Annotated in this window: 12 protein-coding genes and 1 other RNA gene; 7 read left to right on the top strand and 6 right to left on the bottom strand. The window is 34.6% G+C overall.

What is annotated here, in order from left to right:
- Positions 1-698 precede the first annotated feature (698 nt).
- The 5 genes from VB798_RS17710 (at position 699) to rnpB (ending at position 4,898) form a co-directional block, all read left to right on the top strand.
- Positions 699-1,070, top strand: coding sequence for a DUF2200 domain-containing protein (locus VB798_RS17710; RefSeq protein ID WP_323261085.1), 372 nt, complete (start codon positions 699-701; stop codon positions 1,068-1,070).
- 280 nt (positions 1,071-1,350) lie between these two features.
- On the top strand, positions 1,351-1,842 hold the full coding sequence (locus VB798_RS17705) for a YchJ family protein (RefSeq protein WP_323260756.1): 492 nt from the start codon (positions 1,351-1,353) through the stop codon (positions 1,840-1,842).
- A 126-nt stretch (positions 1,843-1,968) separates the two neighbouring features.
- A complete protein-coding gene (locus tag VB798_RS17700) occupies positions 1,969-2,961 on the top strand; it encodes a DUF2027 domain-containing protein (protein ID WP_323260754.1) in 993 nt (330 codons plus the stop codon).
- A 101-nt stretch (positions 2,962-3,062) separates the two neighbouring features.
- On the top strand, positions 3,063-4,472 hold the full coding sequence (locus tag VB798_RS17695; protein WP_323260752.1) for a DUF4403 family protein: 1,410 nt from the start codon (positions 3,063-3,065) through the stop codon (positions 4,470-4,472).
- 24 nt (positions 4,473-4,496) lie between these two features.
- Positions 4,497-4,898: RNase P RNA component class A (gene rnpB, locus VB798_RS17690), an RNA gene on the top strand.
- A 145-nt stretch (positions 4,899-5,043) separates the two neighbouring features.
- On the opposite strand, the gene VB798_RS17685 is transcribed toward rnpB, so the two are convergent.
- The gene (locus VB798_RS17685) at positions 5,044-5,877 is read right to left on the bottom strand and encodes a phytanoyl-CoA dioxygenase family protein (RefSeq protein ID WP_323260750.1); all 834 of its coding nucleotides are present in this window, start codon (positions 5,875-5,877) and stop codon (positions 5,044-5,046) included.
- A 148-nt stretch (positions 5,878-6,025) separates the two neighbouring features.
- Between VB798_RS17685 and VB798_RS17680 the strand changes: the two genes are divergently transcribed.
- Positions 6,026-6,889 carry an AraC family transcriptional regulator gene (locus VB798_RS17680; protein WP_323260748.1) on the top strand — a complete coding sequence of 288 codons (864 nt, stop codon included), beginning with the start codon at positions 6,026-6,028 and terminating at the stop codon, positions 6,887-6,889.
- Positions 6,890-6,938: 49 nt separating this feature from the next.
- Here the strand turns inward: VB798_RS17680 and VB798_RS17675 are convergent, their stop codons facing one another.
- Together VB798_RS17675 and gltB are read right to left on the bottom strand one after the other, a co-directional pair.
- Positions 6,939-8,429 carry a glutamate synthase subunit beta gene (locus tag VB798_RS17675; RefSeq protein WP_323260746.1) on the bottom strand — a complete coding sequence of 497 codons (1,491 nt, stop codon included), beginning with the start codon at positions 8,427-8,429 and terminating at the stop codon, positions 6,939-6,941.
- A gap of 131 nt (positions 8,430-8,560) precedes the next feature.
- A complete protein-coding gene (gene gltB / locus VB798_RS17670) occupies positions 8,561-13,132 on the bottom strand; it encodes a glutamate synthase large subunit (RefSeq protein WP_323260744.1) in 4,572 nt (1,523 codons plus the stop codon).
- 875 nt (positions 13,133-14,007) lie between these two features.
- Here gltB and VB798_RS17665 point away from each other — a divergent pair.
- Positions 14,008-16,230, top strand: coding sequence for a T9SS type B sorting domain-containing protein (locus VB798_RS17665; protein WP_323260742.1), 2,223 nt, complete (start codon positions 14,008-14,010; stop codon positions 16,228-16,230).
- Between the two features lies 1 nt (position 16,231).
- Here the strand turns inward: VB798_RS17665 and VB798_RS17660 are convergent, their stop codons facing one another.
- The 3 genes from VB798_RS17660 to VB798_RS17650 form a co-directional block, all read right to left on the bottom strand.
- The gene (locus tag VB798_RS17660; protein WP_323260740.1) at positions 16,232-17,158 is read right to left on the bottom strand and encodes a ribonuclease Z; all 927 of its coding nucleotides are present in this window, start codon (positions 17,156-17,158) and stop codon (positions 16,232-16,234) included.
- Between the two features lie 104 nt (positions 17,159-17,262).
- Positions 17,263-17,688: an STAS domain-containing protein gene (locus tag VB798_RS17655; RefSeq protein WP_323260738.1), complete on the bottom strand. Its 426-nt coding sequence runs from the start codon at positions 17,686-17,688 to the stop codon at positions 17,263-17,265.
- A gap of 28 nt (positions 17,689-17,716) precedes the next feature.
- The gene (locus VB798_RS17650; RefSeq protein ID WP_323260736.1) at positions 17,717-18,658 is read right to left on the bottom strand and encodes a phosphoribosylaminoimidazolesuccinocarboxamide synthase; all 942 of its coding nucleotides are present in this window, start codon (positions 18,656-18,658) and stop codon (positions 17,717-17,719) included.
- Between the last annotated feature and the right edge of the window lie 65 nt (positions 18,659-18,723).

The raw sequence follows: 18,723 nt of genomic DNA, 5'->3' as shown, positions 1-18,723 counted from the left end.
CCAGTTTTTTAAATTAAATCTATTGTCATTGTTTGTGTTTACACAAGTAATTCTACAAATTAACTTATCCATTTTGCACTTTTACTTAAAAATAAACAAATAGTTTAAATTAACCAATTATTATTTTAGTGTACCGTTAAATGGCTATTTATGAGATGTTTATGGTGTATTTTTTTGTTAAGTAAAATTCTATTTACCCTAATTTTTTCCAACCTATCCCATCAAATTACCTTCTAAAATACGCAAAATTTCGATGAAAGTTAAGGCTTTAATTTTGGCAGATGACATGGTTTTTAAGTAAGTATTCTGGGCTATTTTGTTGACAAATAAAGCAATTTTGTATGTCAACAAAACTCTATTGCATTCTTACAATGCTTGATTGTATGCTTACAAAATCATATTTCATTCTTACAATGCTTTATTGTAAGCTTACAAAATTATTTTGCATTCTTACAATGCTCCATTGTAAGCTTGCAACGCTATTTTGCTACCTTCAAAATTTCAATGTAAGCTTACAAAATTGCTAGTATTCTTACAAAACTATGCAGAATACCATCGTAATAAGAGAATGTTCTTTTGTTGAATTGAGATTATCTATCTGTAAAACAGTGTGTTATGTGTTTTTTATAGATGTGGAATTATATTTATATTTGTATCCACTTTGAAAACAGTTTAAAGTGTTCCTTTAAAATATTATGATGAAAGTAACAACTGAACACAATGAGCGAATTGCAAAAATGACTTTTGCATCGGTATATCCACATTATGTTAAAAAAGTGGAAAGTAAAGGCAGGACAAAAGCGGAATTGCATCAAGTAATTACGTGGTTGACGGGCTTTGATGATAAAAAGCTAGAAGAATTGATTGATGAAAAAGTGACTTTTGAAACATTTTTTCAGAAAGCTAACCTCAATCATAATGCGTCTCTTATTACAGGTGTAATTTGTGGCTACAGAATAGAAGAAATAGAAAATGCTTTAACAAAACAAGTAAGATATTTAGACAAATTAGTAGATGAATTGGCGAAAGGCAAAAAGATGGAGAAGATTTTGCGTGTTGCCAACATATAAATAAAAAGCAATCTTTGCTTCCGTATTTTAAATTCATTACTTCGCAATTAGTACTGTACTAAGTTAAATATATATGTTCAAAAAGTTTTTTTATTAACCAATAAATTGTGGTAGCGACAACCCTTGCGGTAGCCTCGTATGAAAAGGTAACCGCAAGGGTTGCCGCTACTTTAAGTTTAAAAGTAATTTTTAAATCCTTTAATCGGTTATTGTTCAAATAAAATTTGGCAATTTCAGCTCTTCGTACAGTACTAACTCGCAATTCACAACTCCAAATTTTATGATGTCAGTACAATGTTATTGTGGTTCAAACTTAGCTTTTAGCGAATGTTGTGAACCAATTATTTTAGGAAAAAAAGAAGCACTTACTGCGGAGGCATTGATGCGTTCGAGATATTCAGCTTATGCTTCTGTTGCACCAGATTATTTATTAGCAAGTACGTATTTTACAGAACGTGCTAAGTTTAGCAAACAAGATTTAGCAGATTGGGCAAGCGAAAATCAATGGCAGAAATTAGAAATATTAAACATTAAAAATGGACAAGTAAATGATGTGAATGGAGAAGTAACTTTTAAAGCATATTTTAACAACGCTCATGGACAAACGTCAATTCATCATGAGCATTCTACTTTTGTAAAAGAAAATGGAAAATGGTTTTATGTAAAAGGAATTATTAATCCTAAAAATGCTTCGCCAGAAGTACTTATCAGCAGAAACGACCCTTGTATTTGTGGAAGTGGAAAGAAATATAAAAAATGTTGTGGCGTTTAGATAGCTGTAAGCTTTGAGATGTGAGCAGTGAGCTTTTTTAAAGTTAAATTTCTCAGATAACAGATTCCAAATAACTGTTAACTGTAACGAAAGCCCTAAATTGCGAACAAATTAACAATTAAGAAAATGAATATAGGAGATAGAGTAAGACTATTACGTGGGAAAGAAGAAGGAATTGTTACCAAGATTTTGTCGAATAATATTATTGAAATAGAAATTGAAGACGGTTTTACGATTCCTGTAAAGCGTTCGGATGCAGTAATTATTGATGAATTAGAACAAAAAACATTTAAACCTGTTGCACCTTCTCGTTCATTTGAACCACAAGCAAGTATTGAGCGTCGCCAACCAACAACGCCAGAAATATTAGCAAACAAAGGTATTTACATGGCTTTTGTGCCTGTAAACGACCGTGAACTTTCGCAACATCTTATCAATAATACCGATTGGGAATTGCCATTTATGCTTTCGGTTGGTTCTGACCCACACCATAAAGGTTTGGCAGCAGGAACATTAAAACCAAAAACTTCTATCAAAGTACAAAACGTTTTAGTAAAGGATTTTGAAGAATGGGGAACATTTGTTTTTCAAGCGTTTTTCTATCGTTTGGCATTTATGAAATTGCCAGAACCTTTGGTAAGACGTTTGAAATTTAGAGTAAATACTTTTTTCAAGAGTAAACAAAAAGCTCCGATTCTGAATCAAGATGCACATTTGTTTCAATTAGATTCAGAAGATGCTGTTAATCCTGTTCCAACAAAAATTGATGTAGAGAAATTGAAGGAACAAATGTTTGAAAAACAAGTACCTGAATCAACAGTTGTTTTGCCTTCAAAACCTGGTGTTTCGATTGATTTACACATTGAAAAATTATCAGCAGATTCATGGGCGATGTCGAATCGTGAAATGTTAGCTTTACAAATTGCTACTTTCGATAAACAATTTGAAGCAGCTATTGCCAATGGAATGGATGAAATTACTTTTATTCATGGTGTTGGAAATGGAGTACTTAGAGATGCCATTCACAAAAAACTTTCGGGACATAAAAATGTAAAATACTTTGAAGATGCACAGAAAGAAAAGTTTGGCTATGGCGCTACTAATGTGAAGATTAAATAGTTATCAGCTTTCAGTTATGAGCTATCAGCCTTGAGATTTTATATTTAAAATTTAAAATTCGCTTATAAAAATCACCATTTTAACAATTGTATTAAACATAAATGAAAAAAACACTTTTTGCCTTAATTGCTATCATTTTGCTTCAAGGCTGTGCTGGTTCAAAAAATACAAATACTACTGCTAATCCTGAAGCACCCAAAGAATCGTATATGTATAATGGAAAACAAGTAGAAAAAAGTCTTTCAACGATTGGAATCCCTTTTGAAATTACGATGGGCGATGTAGAAAGACAAATCAATGCCAATATCAAAGACTTGATTTATGAAGATGCCAGCATGGAGGATAACAATTTTGATAACTTCATGTGTAAAGTAAACAAGCGTGATAACATTACAGTAACGACTAAAGACGAAGCCTTTTTATTTAGTGTTCCGCTAAAAGTATGGGTAAGAGCTGGCTATAAAGTAATGGGAATTTCTATTCCTCCGCAAGAATTACAATTTGATTTCAACCTGAAATTTGGAACAAAATTCTCTATTTCACCAAACTGGACAGCAACAGTACAAAGCTTTCCGATGGGTTATGAATGGATTAAAAAACCAACGTTACGTTTAGGTGGTTATGAAATACCAGTAACAGGTTTGGTAGAAAGAGCCTTGAATTCGCAACAAGCAACTTTGTTGAAATCAGTGGATGATGCTGTGAAGAAAAATGTAGAAATTAAAAAATATGTGTTACAAGCTTGGAATACAGCCATGCAACCTTATTTGCTTTCTGAAAAATACCGTACTTGGTTGAAAGTAACACCAGTTGGTTTACAAATGACTCCGCTTACTACCGTCAACAACAAAGTAAAAGCAACGATTGGTATTCAAGCTTATACAGAAACGATAACAGGTACAAAACCTACTTTCCAAGCTGTAAATACTGTGCCAGATTTAAAATTGGTGAATGAAATTGCTGATGATTTTAAAGTAGGTATCATTGCTGAAATTCCATTGCGTGAAGCTGCGAAGTTGACGGCAGATACTTTAATTGGACAAAATTTCTCTTTTAAAGAAGGAAAGTACAATGTAGGAGTAACCGAAATTGATATTTATGGTGACCAAGATAAAATGGTTATCAAAGCAGGTTTAAAAGGAAGTATTAACGGAAGTATTTATTATAAAGGTGTTCCAGCTTACGACCCAACAACAAAATCGGTTTACTTACAGAATTTTGATTATGATTTAAAAACGAAGAATTTATTAGTAAGTACTGCCAATTGGTTTTTTCAAGGAAAGTTTGCCAAGAATATGAAAGACGCTTTGACGTTTAAAATCGGTGGACAAATTGATGAAATGAAAAAGCAAATGCAAGCGAACTTGACCAATAATAAAGTAGCTAAAGGTATTACTTTGAACGGAAATATTAGTGAATTAACGCCTGATAAAGTGTACTTAACGCCCAATTCTATCATTGCGGTAATCAATGCGAATGGAAAGTTAGATATAAAAGTAGATGGTTTGTAAAAACTAAAAGCTAACTTTGCAACTGAAAGCATTCGTCTTATCGCCTTTGTGAAAGCAGGGGAGGAAAGTCTGGACAACACAGAGCATCATGCTTCCTAACGGGAAGGTATGGTTTTGGAGACGAAACCGTAACAGCAAGTGCCACAGAAAATTACCGCCCGAAAGGGTAAGGGTGAAAAGGTAGCGTAAGAGACTACCGCTCGGTTGGTGACAAACGAGGCATCGGTAAACCTCATGAGTTGAAAGACCAAATAGGCTGGCAAGCAGCGTCGGTAACGACAAAGTAAAGGACGGCTCGTTCGTGTCAGTGGGTAGGTTGATAGAGGTAGTAGGTGACTACTATTCGAGATAAATGATAAGACTTTTGAATATTTCTGCAAAGAAAAATTCAATCGACAGAATCCGGCTTATAGAATGTTTTTTAAAAAAAGTCCTCACAGTGTGTAAACGCTGTGGGGACTTTTTTTGACTTTAATACTAGAGTACTTTAGGACTGAAAAAGTTTTAAACATGTTACTTATAACTGTGATAAAATATCAAGTAATACAGTCTTTCTTTAAAATTGATAGTGTTAAGATGCTTTTTCGTAAATAATTGGATTCAATGGTGTGTTAACAACCTCTCCAACTTTTGCCCCTGGACACCAAGTTTCCCAATCTGCTTGTTGATTTATATTTTCAGGCTTTTTGAGTGTCATATCTTTATCCATGTAAATCATTGTCATTACTTGTCGCATTTTATCAGTTTGATTAGCGCCAGCTCTATGGAAAATCCATCCAGAATGAAAACTTACTTCTCCCAATTCAAATGCTTCTTTTACTTGTAGGAAGTCGCCGAGTCTTAATTTTTTTTGAATTTCAATCTCACTATCATCACTGATTTTAAGATTGCGTCCTTCTTGCATTAAATGGCTTTTGGCACTAAATTCAAGTGGACCCATTTCTAAAGGTGTTTCTTGTAATGGAATCCAAGCAGTAACGGTTTTATCGCTTTCTAAAGGCCAATAATATTGGTCTGCATGCCAAGGAGTAAAGCCTCCTCCTGGTTCTTTGAAAAGTGCTTGGTCATGATAAAGCCGAACACCGTCCACTTGCATTAAATCACTAGCGATTTTTGCAATTCTTTTACTGAATACAAATTCTTTAATGGTAGCACTCTGAGTCCAAATATTCATGATTTGTAAGAAAGCTTTGTTATAAACATCTCTTTCTTCAAGCGGGGTATTCATGGTATTTAGTTCTTGTACTTTCTCTCTTATTAAGAGATTATATAGTTCAATAACATCTTTGTTCAATACATTCTTGAGTTTAAGATAGCGGTTTTCTTGATAAAACTCAATCTGTTCTTGGCTTAATTTATAAGGCTTATTGAGGTCTTCCAAAATTGATGTGGCGATTTCAAACATGACATTAAGAATTTAATATTCAGTAAAGAATTGACCACAAAATTATTCATAAAGTAAAAGTATATTCTACACTAAAAATTCAAAATATAGCACTATATTGAAATGTTTAATTTATATTTTAGTATTTTTTGTTAAAAATAGTGTTTAAGTGAAAGCAATACTTGAAGATTTAAGTGCTGATAATCAAATCAACTCTTTTATAATCAATCAATATACTACTACAAATTTTGAATATAGATGGCATTACCATCCAGAATTTGAATTGACGCTTATTGAAAGTGGGATAGGAGACAGGTTTATTGGAGATTCTTTTGAGAGTTTTCAAAAAGGGGATTTGGTCTTGATTGGTCCAGATTTACCACATACTTGGATGAGCGATAAAGAAAAAAACGTTATTTCAGCTGCTGTAGTTATACAATTTACCAATCATTTTATCGAGCGTTTTTTAGTCTTAAATGAATTTAGTAAGCTTAAAAAGATATTGGAGATGAGTGGTCAAGGTTTATATTTTCCTAATCCTCCTTTGGAAGTGATTAGTAAAATGGAAACCATCAATCAGAAAGAGGGTATAACAAGGATTAATGTTTTGCTTGAAATATTTGAAATTCTTACAGAACTACCCTATGAAGTATTAGCTTCTCCTTTTTTTCAACCGATTAAAAATGAAGAAAATGAACTAAGAATTAATACGGTTTGTCAGTACATGTTGAAGAATTTATCAACTGATATTTCATTGAAAAACGTCGCTGAGTTAATTCATTTATCTGAAAGTGCCTTTTGTAAGTTCTTTAAAAAAATGACTGGAAAGACTTATTCAGATTATTTGAATGAAATCAGAATCGGAAAGGCCTGTTCATTATTGACAGCATCCGATAAAACGATTGCTGAAATTGGCTTTCAGACAGGATTTGAAAGTATTACTTATTTCAATAGAGTGTTTTTAAGAAAGAAGAAAAGGACGCCAAATGAATTTAGAAAAATGAGTAGAAACAACCCTGATAGAAGTGTATAAAAAAAGCCGTCAATTCAACAGAAATGACGGCTTTTGTATATCAATTTAATTATGCAACTGCGAAACTTGAAATATTTTTAGCTTCTAAAACAGATTCTCCCATCAAGTAGATATCAGCCGCACGTGCTGCTTCTCTTCCTTCAGAAATAGCCCAAACTACTAAAGATTGTCCTCTGCGCATATCACCAGCTGCAAATACTTTATCGATTGCTGTTTGGTAATTATGAGCTTTTACATTACCTCTTTCATCAAATTCTAAGCCTTTTTCTTCTAATTGTGCAAGGATACCTTCACGTTGTGGATGTAAGAAACCAGCAGCAATTAATGCTAATTCTACAGGAATTTCACGCTCATTTGTATGAACTTGGTGAGCTTTTCCGTCAACGACTTCCATTGCAATGTCAGCAATTTTAAGTCCTTTTAAGTTTCCGTCAGCATCGCCAATAAATTCTTTCACCGCAATAGACCAGTGACGGTCAGCACCTTCTTCGTGTGAAGTAGAAGTACGTAACATCATAGGCCAATTTGGCCAAGGAGTATGTGCTGCTCTTTCTTTCGGCGGCATAGGCATTACCTCAACTTGCGTAACAGATTTTGCTTTATGACGGTTTGAAGTCCCCACGCAGTCAGAGCCAGTATCACCGCCTCCAATTACAACAACATTTTTATCAGTAGCATAAAGTTCGCCCATTGGATAAGGCTTACCCATGTGATTTACTTCACGTTCGATGCCAGATACTCTTTTGTTTTGTTGAGATAAGAATTCCATTGCTGGATAAATTCCTTTCAAATCAGACCCCGGAATACCTAAAGTTCTCGGAACTGTTGAACCACCAGAAAGAACTACTAAATCAAAATCTTCTAACAAATCATCTGCTTTGATGTCAACACCAACATTTGTATTTGTTTTGAAGATAATCCCTTCTTGTTCCATTACTTCAACTCTACGTTGAACAACCCATTTTTCTAATTTGAAATCTGGAATACCGTAACGTAACAATCCACCGATTCTGTCAGCACGTTCAAAAACCGTAACTGTATGCCCAGCTTTGTTTAACTGTGCAGCAGAAGCCATACCAGCTGGACCAGAACCCACAACTGCTACTTTTTTCCCAGTACGTTTTGTAGGAATATTTGGTTTTACTAAACCATTACCAAAAGCATATTCAATAATTGATTTCTCGATGTATTCAATCGTTACTGGTGGCTTATTGATGCCTAGCACACAGGCAGATTCGCATGGTGCTGGGCAAATACGACCCGTAAATTCAGGAAAATTATTCGTAGAAGAAAGAATCTCATACGCATAAGCCCAGTTTTGATCATACACTGCATCATTGAATTCTGGAATAATATTACCTAGTGGGCAACCACTGTGGCAAAAAGGTACGCCACAATCCATACAACGACTTGCTTGAGATTTTACTTTATCTGTAGTAAAATCAATATCTATTTCTTTGAAGTCTTCGACACGTTCTGCTACGGGTCTTTTCTTTGGAGTTTCTCTAGTAACCTCTAAAAATCCTGTTGGTTTTCCCATTTCTTTAATTTGAAAATTTGAGGATTTGAAAATTTGAAATCAATCTTGAATAATTTTTTATTGAGATTGATTTTGAGATGCGTCAATTCAAATTGTTTTGAATTGACGCATTTTCAAGTTTTCAAATGATATTAATGTGCAATTTCTACTTGAATATCTTTGTAAACAACATCCTTGTTTTCTAAAACTTCTGCTACGCTGATGTTGCGTGATGCAAGTGCTTTTTTGAAATCTTGAGGCATTACTTTTAGGAATTGTGGTAAAGTAGTAGCCCAATTATCAAGAACAGTTTTGGCAGTGTCCGAATCTGTATATTGTAAATGTTGTTCTACATACATTTTTAATATATTTTGATCTTCAACCGTCAACTCTTCAATGGCGACCATTTCTCCGTTCAATTTAGGAGCAAAGTCTCCTTTTTTGTCCCAGATGTAAGCTACACCACCCGACATACCCGCACCGAAGTTTCGACCAGTTTCACCTAAGATGACAACTAAACCGCCCGTCATGTATTCACAACCATGGTCGCCAATACCTTCTACGACAACTTTAGCACCTGAGTTTCTTACACAGAAACGTTCGCCTGCCATACCTCTTAAATATGCCTCGCCAGATGTTGCACCGTAGAACGATACGTTTCCAACTACTGCATTTTCAGATGGATTGAATGTTGCTTTTTTACTTGGATATACAATTAGCTTAGCGCCACAAAGTCCTTTTCCTATATAATCGTTAGAGTCACCTTCTAATTCGAATGTGATACCATTTACAGAGAACGCACCAAATGATTGTCCAGCAGTTCCTTTAAATTTCACATGAATTGTGTCGCTTGGTAAACCTTTTGCACCATATTTCTTCGTGATTTCGTTCGATAACATCGTTCCGATAGTACGATTCACGTTGATTACTTCTAATTCACCTGTTGATTTTTCTCCGTTTTCAAGTGCTGGTTTAGCTATTTCTAACAATTTCCAGTCGATTTGGTCTTGTAAACCATGATCTTGATCTTCTTGCTTATATAAAGCCACATCCAATGCCATTGGTTGTTTATACAAGATTGGAGATAAATCTAAATGCTTCAATTTCCAATTGCTAAGAGCTTCTTTCATCTCTAATCTATCAGCCTGACCAACCATTTCGTTAACCGTTCTGAAACCTAATTCAGCCATGATTTCACGCAATTCAGTTGCCAAGAAAGTAAATAGATTCACAACGTGTTCTGGTTGACCAGTATATAAAGCTCTTAAACGTGGGTCTTGCGTTGCTACTCCAACTGGACAAGTATTCACATGACACTTACGCATCATGATACAACCAGCTGTTACAAGTGCCGCAGTTGCTACACCAAATTCTTCTGCACCTAATAAAGCCGCTACTGCTAAGTCCTTACCAGTTCTGATTTGTCCATCAGTTTGAACAGTAACACGTCCACGTAATTTGTTTCTTACCAAGGTTTGATGTGCTTCAGCTAAACCAAGTTCCCAAGGTAAACCAGCGTGACGGATTGATGAAAGCGGAGATGCTCCAGTACCACCATCGTGTCCAGCAATCAAAATATGATCAGCATGGGCTTTTGCAACACCCGCTGCAATTGTTCCAACACCTGCTTCAGAAACTAATTTTACAGAGATTCTAGCCGCACGGTTAGCATTTTTCAAATCGAAAATTAATTGTGCTAAATCTTCAATTGAGTAAATGTCGTGGTGAGGAGGAGGAGAAATCAACCCTACTCCAGGAGTAGAGTGACGAGTTTTTCCAATCCAATCATCTACTTTGTGTCCCGGTAATTGTCCACCTTCACCTGGTTTTGCACCCTGAGCCATTTTGATTTGTAACTCAGTAGCATTTGTTAAGTAATGAGCCGTTACTCCAAAACGTCCAGATGCTACTTGTTTGATAGCAGAGTTCATTGAATCTCCATTAGCAAGTGGAGTAAAACGGATTGGGTCTTCACCACCTTCACCAGAGTTTGACTTACCGCCAATTCTGTTCATCGCAATCGCTAAAGTAGTATGCGCTTCATAAGAAATTGAACCGAAAGACATCGCACCAGTAGCAAAACGTTTGAAAATATTTTCAATTGGTTCTACTTCACTAATATCAATTGATTTACCTTTCTTGAATTTAAGCAAGCCACGTAGGGTCATTGCTTTTTCAGATTGGTCGTCAATCAATTTAGAATATTTTTTATACTGCTGATAGCTGTTATTCTTAGTTGATTGTTGTAAAAGGTGAATTGTTTCTGGATTGAACAAGTGGGCTTCACCACGTTGTTTCCATTGATAAATACCTCCAACTTCCAATTTAGGATTAGCTACCGGCAATTCAGGGTAACCATTTCTATGCTTGATTAAGGCTTCTTTAGCGATGCCTTCTAAATCAATACCACCGATTCTTGAAATAGCACGAGAGAAATAAGTATCTACAACTTCTTTACCTAAACCAACAATTTCAAAAATCTGAGCTCCTTGATATGATTGAAGTGTTGAAATGCCCATTTTAGAGAATATCTTCAACAATTCACCGTTCACTGCTTTAATATAATTCGCTTGAAGTTTTTCATAAGGGTAATCTACTTGTAGAATACCTTTTTCCTTCATCCCATTAATTGTTTCAAATGCCATGTAAGGGTTTACAGCAGATGCACCGAAGCCAATTAAAGTAGCGAAGTGATGTGTTTCCCAAACGTCTCCAGCTTCAACAATTAAACCAACTTGAGCTCTTTTTCCTTGACGAATTAAGTGATGATGTACCGCACTAACAGCCAATAAAGATGGAATTGGAGCATGTGATGAATCCACACCACGGTCAGTTAATAAAATGATAGCATATCCATCATCCACTGCATCTTCTGCATATTGACAGATTCTATCTAAAGCTCTTTTTAATTGACCTTTCTCACCTGTTGCACGGAAAGTAGCGTGAATAGATTTCGTTTGGAAGTTTTTGTGGTCTATCCAACGAATTTTCTCAATTTCACCATTTGTCAAAACTGGTTGACGAATTTCAATCTGACGGCAATGCTCAGGAGATTCTTTCAACAAGTTTTTCAAACCACCGATGTCAGATAATAATGACATTACTGTACGCTCACGAATTGAGTCAATTGGTGGATTTGTTACTTGAGCAAATAATTGTTTGAAGTAATACGATAAATGTTGAGCTTGGTCAGAAAGAATAGCCAATGGCGTATCTACACCCATTGAGCCTAAAGCTTCTTTACCTGTTTCAACCATTTGAGAAAGAATTACTCTTAAATCTTCTGTCGTGAAACCGAATACTTGTTGACGTAATAATAATTCACGTTCAAATGGAGTACGGTATTCAGCACCAGCCGCAGGTAAATCTTCTACTTTAATTTTATTCGTTTTCAACCATTCTCCGTAAGGATTTTGTTGACAGATTTTCTCTTTTAATTCATCATCAGGAATGATACGACCTGCCTCCATATCCACAACGAACATTTTACCAGGTTGTAAACGTCCTTTTGACACAATTTTAGCGGGGTCAATATCTAAAACACCTGCTTCAGAAGCCATGATAACGAAATCATCATCAGTTACCCAGTAACGAGATGGACGTAAACCATTTCTATCTAAAGTTGCACCAATCATTTTTCCATCTGTAAATGAAATCGAAGCTGGACCATCCCAAGGCTCCATCATGGCTGCGTGGTATTCGTAAAAATCTTTTTTGTACTGTTCCATTTGCTCGTTACCGTCCCAAGCTTCAGGAATCAACATCATCATTACATGTGGAAGTGAACGACCGCTCATGTACAATAATTCGATGGCATTATCCAAAATGGCAGAGTCGGACTGACCTAACTGACAAATTGGTAAAATCATCTCCATTTCTTCCTTAGTGAAGTACTCAGATTCGAACAAAGCAGACTGAGCTTGCATCCAAGCCGCATTACCTTTCACAGTGTTGATTTCACCATTGTGACCAATAAAACGGAATGGTTGTGCCAATTTCCATTCAGGGAAAGTATTTGTAGAGAAACGAGAGTGAACAATTGCCAAAGCAGAAGTAAATTCTTCACGTTTTAAATCATCAAAATATCCCGGAACTTGCATTGTCGTTAACATACCTTTGTAAATGATGGTATGAGCAGACAGAGAGGCGAAGTAAAATTTATTGTCTAAACCTTTGACTGTTTCGTTGATAATACGAGCTGTGTATTGACGGAAAACGTACAATTTTCTCTCAAACGCCATTTCATCTGTGATGCTAGCCGGACGCTTGATGAATAATTGTTCCATTTGTGGTTCTGTATTTCCAGATTCAGCACCTAGAATTTCAGAATTATCACATGGAACTACACGATATCCCAAAATTTCTAAGCCTAAGCGCTTGGCCTTTCGGGTAATAATCTCCTTACATTCTTCACGAATTGTTTTATCCTTTGGAAAGAAAGTCATACCTACTCCGTATTCCTGAGCAGCAGGTAAGTCGATACCTAAATTAGTACATTCTTCCAAAAAGAATTCGTGAGGAATTTGTAATAAAATTCCTGCACCGTCACCTGAATTAGGGTCACAGCCGCACGCACCACGGTGATCCATACGAATGAGCATCTGAATTGCATCCGCAACTACTTTATGAGACTTACGTCCTTTCATGTTCGCTACGAAGCCGATTCCACAAGCATCATGCTCGAATTCTTTACGGTACAAACCTTTATTGTCGAAATTAGTCATGGTAATGGGTCTGTTTTTAAATTTACTAACAGAGAACTTGAGATTATGTTAGTGGCAATTGTTTTACTATAATATTGGAAAATTGTCAGAGAAATACAGTATAAAATGAAAATAATAAAATTGAAGTAGGATTTTCTTTCACTTCAATTTTATGAAAAATGAAGAATGTATTGCTTTCTGTTTTGTTATTACAAAGATATACAAGAAATTCTTTGGAAAAAATAGCATTTTGCCGAATAATCATCTGAATGATACAATTTCAAGAATTCGTAAAATTTTATCTTAGTTAGATGCAATTTTTAAAGATATCGTCCAAAAACATTATTTGCTGAATATGAATATTTTTTTTGCGAAAAACGACTTTTTTTAGACTGATTTTTAATGATTTTGCAATTTTATAATAAATCTTACTTTAAAATTAATGGTAAAATATTGAAAATTTCAATTTTAATTAATTTATAAGTTTTTTATGAAAAAAATCTCATTTTTATTCATTTAGCTGTAAAAATTCTAAAAAGCAACGATTAAAGAGCTTATTTTTATATTTATACGATGTAAATGCTTGGATATTAGCCTATTAATTCTATAGTGTTAATTAGAATTAATTTGTGATTAACTCGGTAAAGATATTCAATTTTTTAGACTACATTGATAACTTATTGAACTCATTACAAACCTTTTACTTATTTGATGTTTTTAGATACATTTCTTTAAATAAATTTCGTTTTAAGGACGATAATAAAAATAAGATTTTGAAGTATTTAGATTATTAATTTTGAGTACATATAAACAACCTTTATCCCTTTTGTTTTGTCAATAATATCGTAAAGTAAGTTTGTCAATCAATAATTTGTAAAACCTCCTGTTTTAACTGTATGAAAAAAACTTTACTCTCTTTGTTCTTATTGCTATTTTCAATGTTACAAGCCAATGCTACACATATTGTTGGCGGTGAGATTGAATTACAAGTAGTGAAAAATCAACCTAATGCTACTCACCGCTTAAGCCTTAATTTATATTTTGACGATATTAATGGTAATGTTGGAGCTAAAGACCCAACTGTCTCTTTGGTTTTGTATAGAAAAAGGGATAATTTATATCTAGGAGTAGCTACTTTACCGATAATTAGTGATAGTTTAATAGGTTTTTCTAATCCGAATTGTGTTCAGAATAATTCTGTAAGAACTAGATTGATTCGTTACAGCGGCTACATTTACTTACTCCCAGACAATTTTACGGATCCAGATGGTTATTATTTTGTATGGGAACGATGCTGTAGGAATAATATCATTACTAATATTCAAAACCCAGAAGCGGCTGGTTCAGTATTTTATTTGGCATTTCCTGCCTTAAAAATAGATGGAAAAACATTCGAAAATTCTTCTCCAATATTTGGTAAACTTACTGGCGATTATATTTGCCGTGGTCGTCCGTTTGTATTTGACTTTGGTGCAACAGATGCCGATAAAGATAGTTTGGTTTATAGTTTAGTGACTCCATTAAATGGTTTTTCTAACACACAAAACCCCAAGCCAGATTTCGCAGTTGGTAGTAGTAACTATCCACTTGTTCGCTGGCAAACGGGTTATGGTATCAATAATGTGATTCCCGGTCCTAAACCTTTAAGTGTAAATCCCCGAACGGGTCAACTTTCAGTAACGACAGACCTTTTAGGCTTGTATGTTTTTTGCGTGTTAACTGAAGAATTTAGAAATGGAAAGAAAATAGGAGAGGTGAGAAGGGATTTTCAATTGAAAGTAATTGATTGCCCAACCAATAATGCACCGCTAAGTTTTCTAAGAGAAAAAGGTAAAACAGATTTTTATGATACCAATCAAACGATAACAATTAAGGCTAATCAACAAAAATGTTTAAGTTTTTTAGTGACTGATTTAGACCCCAATCAAGAACTCAACTTAAAAATTCTTCCCAATAATTTTACAGGTTCTTATACGCTTACTCCAACTTCAACTCGTACAAATACTTATAAAGATACGCTTAGAGCTGAATTATGCTTTGATGCCTGTACAGCTAGTTTTGATGGAAAACCATTAATATTTGATTTGATTGCTTCGGATAATGGTTGTCCGCAGCCGATGGTAAGTACTTTAAGAGTAAAGGTAATTGTTGAACCCGATTTGAATAATCGCCCCAATATTTCAACTGATTTACAAAATAGAAAAGGTGAAGTAATCATTAACCAACAATTGAAATTTAATCTGTTTGGGAAAGATATAGACAATGATAATATCACGATTACAGCCAAAGGTAGAGGATTTAACCTTGCGGATATTGGTATGAACTTTGGCTCTGTAACAGGATTAGGAACAGTCAGTTCGCCTTTTACTTGGACACCGAATTGTAATGCCGTCAGGAGTAATGATTATATCGTAGATTTTTTTATTACTGATACTCGTTGTAATAGAAATTTAAGAGATAGTATTTCGGTTAATTTAAAGGCTTTGCCCATTCCTAGCCTTGCACCGAACGTATTGACTTCTTTGGCGAAGAATGAAATAGAAATCATCTTAGATGGGACGGAGGTTCAACCAATTAATTTTGATGTTACTGCACAAGACCCAGACGCCGACCCAATAAAATTATATGCTTTAGGAAAAGGTTTTGATTTGGCTAAAGTAGGAGCAGTTTGGACAGATAAAAATGGTGTGGCTAAAATCATCAATCCTTTTTCATGGAAAGTAGATTGTAGCTTACTTGATGGAAAAGATCAAGCTAATTATGTAATTGATTTTATTACAGAAGATAATTCTTGTAGTCCGAATAGATTTGATACTGTTTCAGTGAATGTTGTGCTAAAAAGTAAGTTGGTAAGTTATGATGCCTTTAAGCCTGTAAATGTATTTACGCCTAATGGTGATGGAAAGAACGAATACTTTACGCTAACTGATTTGCCAGAAAATAACTGCTTTGAAAAATTTGAGTTTATCCAAATTTTCGACCGTTGGGGCGGGATGGTCTATGAATCGAAAGATAGGAATTTTAGATGGACTGGTGGCGAGTATGCTTCTGCGGAATATTATTATTTATTGAAATTCACTAAACGGGAGTTCAAAGGTTGGGTTAACTTAATTCGATGAATTAAACTTTGATGTCTCGAATTTTATGCGTTTCGCCTTCAATGGCTAAATAAGAATTCATAAATACTTCACGAGCTTCAGCTAAATGTGTTTCTAACTCTTTGTATCTCGAAGAATAATGCCCAATAATAAGCTTGCCTACCTTTGCTTTTTTGGCAATTAAGGCAGCTTGTTTGGTGGTAGAATGATTTGTCTGTGTAGCTCTTGGTAATAGTTCATCCAGAAAAGTTGCCTCATGATATAGCAAATCGACATTTTTCACAATATCAATAACCGATTCATTAAAAAGCGTATCAGAACAAAAAGCATAACTACAACTTTTTAAAGAAGGAATCGTATAATTTTCGTTTTTATACTTCACAGAACCATCCACATTAATGATGTCTTCTCCATCTTTTAACATTTTGATTTCTTCAAAAGTCAAATCACTAGGTTTTGTATTTTTTACGATTTTTCTTTTCTTACTTTTTTCTCTGAATAAAAAACCACAACAAGGTACTCTGTGAATCAGTGGAATTGTCGTGATAGTCACATTTTCGTTTTCAAAAAGTAGATAGCTCTTTTCGGTTTGTGTTTCTGTAAAATGTATTTTAAAATTCAGCCGAGTATCAGAATATTTTAATTGAATTGTGATAATTTCGGCGAGTCCTTTTGGCGCAAAAATCCATAAATCTTCGATTCTTCGGTGCATATTTAAAGTAGATAAAAGCCCGATTAAACCAAAAAAATGGTCGCCGTGAAGGTGTGTAATGAAAATATACTTGAGTTTTGTTGTCCTGATTTTATAATGAAGTAACTGACTTTGTGTGCCTTCTCCACAATCTATCAAATATCCTTCCTGCTCAATCTGTAGATGATGAGCCGTAGGGTTTCTCGTTAAAACGGGTGTGGCAGAACCCGTACCTAGGATGGTTAGCTGAAAACTCAAGATTGTTTATGGATTGTATAGTTTTAAATCAATATCAGTCTAACAACTAAAAATATTGATTTGTTATAAGAGAGGTCAGTTTTAAAACTGACCTCTCCTTAATATTAATAATCATCATCAGAACCGCCTTCGCTGTATTCGCCGTGGTCGTATTCATCATCTTCGTCTGATTGGAAATCGTTTTCCAATTCATTCAAATAAACAGCATCAATTGCTTCTTGAACGGTTGGCATTACTGTCAATTCTTCAATTTTTGCAGCATCTAACTGGTCGATAATTTCTTGATTTTTGGTAACGATAATTAATAGTCCTAATTCGTTCAAACAAATTTTATTGGCTTTACGAATTATTGAAATACCATGTCCGTCTAATTCAGTAATAGTATTAAATTCAATAATAATATTACCATAACCTTCTCTGAAAAGCTGGCGAATTATTTTTTCTAAATCAGCGTGATTTTCCTGCGTTAAGGCAGTTTCTTTAAGTTCGATAAGAGCATACTGCTCGTTTTTTTCTACCTTAAATTCCATAAATTGTTGTAATTTCTTGTTTTACTTCCTACAAAGACTTTAAATAACTGTTTACGTTTTCTTCAACTCTATCCAGTATGTTTTCTGAATTATCTTTCACAAACTTTTTGCCTGTTACTTGTTCAAAAAGCTCGATATAACGTTCAGAAACTTGATTAACCCACTCGTCTGTCATTTCAGGAATAACTTGTCCGTCTTTACCTTGAAAACCATTTGCAATTAACCATTCACGAACAAATTCTTTTGAAAGTTGCTTTTGTGATTCATTATTATTTTGGCGTTCTTGGTATCCATCAGCATAAAAATAGCGAGAAGAATCTGGCGTATGGATTTCATCAATTAAAGTGATTTGTCCATCTTTATTACCAAATTCATATTTTGTATCTACTAAAATCAAACCTTGTTCAGCAGCCATTTCAGTACCTTTTGCAAAAAGTGCCAATGTGTATTGCTCAAGTTGAACATATTCTGCTTCAGAGACTAATCCCTTTGCAAGGATTTCTTCTCTTGAAATATCTTCATCGTGCCCTTCGTGTGCTTTGGTAGTAGGCGTAATAATTGGCGTAGGCAATTTGTCATTTTCCTTCAAACCTTCTGGTAAAGTTACTCCACATAAAGTGCGTAAGCCAGATTTATAAGTACGCCAAGCATGACCCGCCAAATAGCCTCTTACAACCATTTCTACAGGATATGTTTCGCATTTTAAACCAACACTTACATTAGGGTCTGGAGTAGCAACAAGCCAGTTAGGAACTACATCTCTGGTTGCATTCAGAAAATGTTCAGCGATTTGATTTAATACTTGTCCTTTAAATGGAATTGCTCTAGGTAAAACTACATCAAATGCTGAAATTCTGTCAGAGGCAACCATCACCAAAAGATTTTCAAAAGAATATACATCACGTACTTTTCCTTTGTAAAAATTTGTTTGGTTGGGAAAATTAAAATTTGTGTTTTTAATTACGTTCATTATGTTGTTTTGCGATTTTAATCACGCTTGTTTAATGCTGTTTAGTGAAATAATTTCTGCAAAAT

Origin of the sequence: Arcicella lustrica, from assembly GCF_034930985.1 — a bacterium.
Taxonomy (GTDB): domain Bacteria; phylum Bacteroidota; class Bacteroidia; order Cytophagales; family Spirosomataceae; genus Arcicella; species Arcicella lustrica.
Note: the sequence above shows the minus strand (reverse complement) of the source record. Positions and strands in the feature narration are given on the sequence as shown.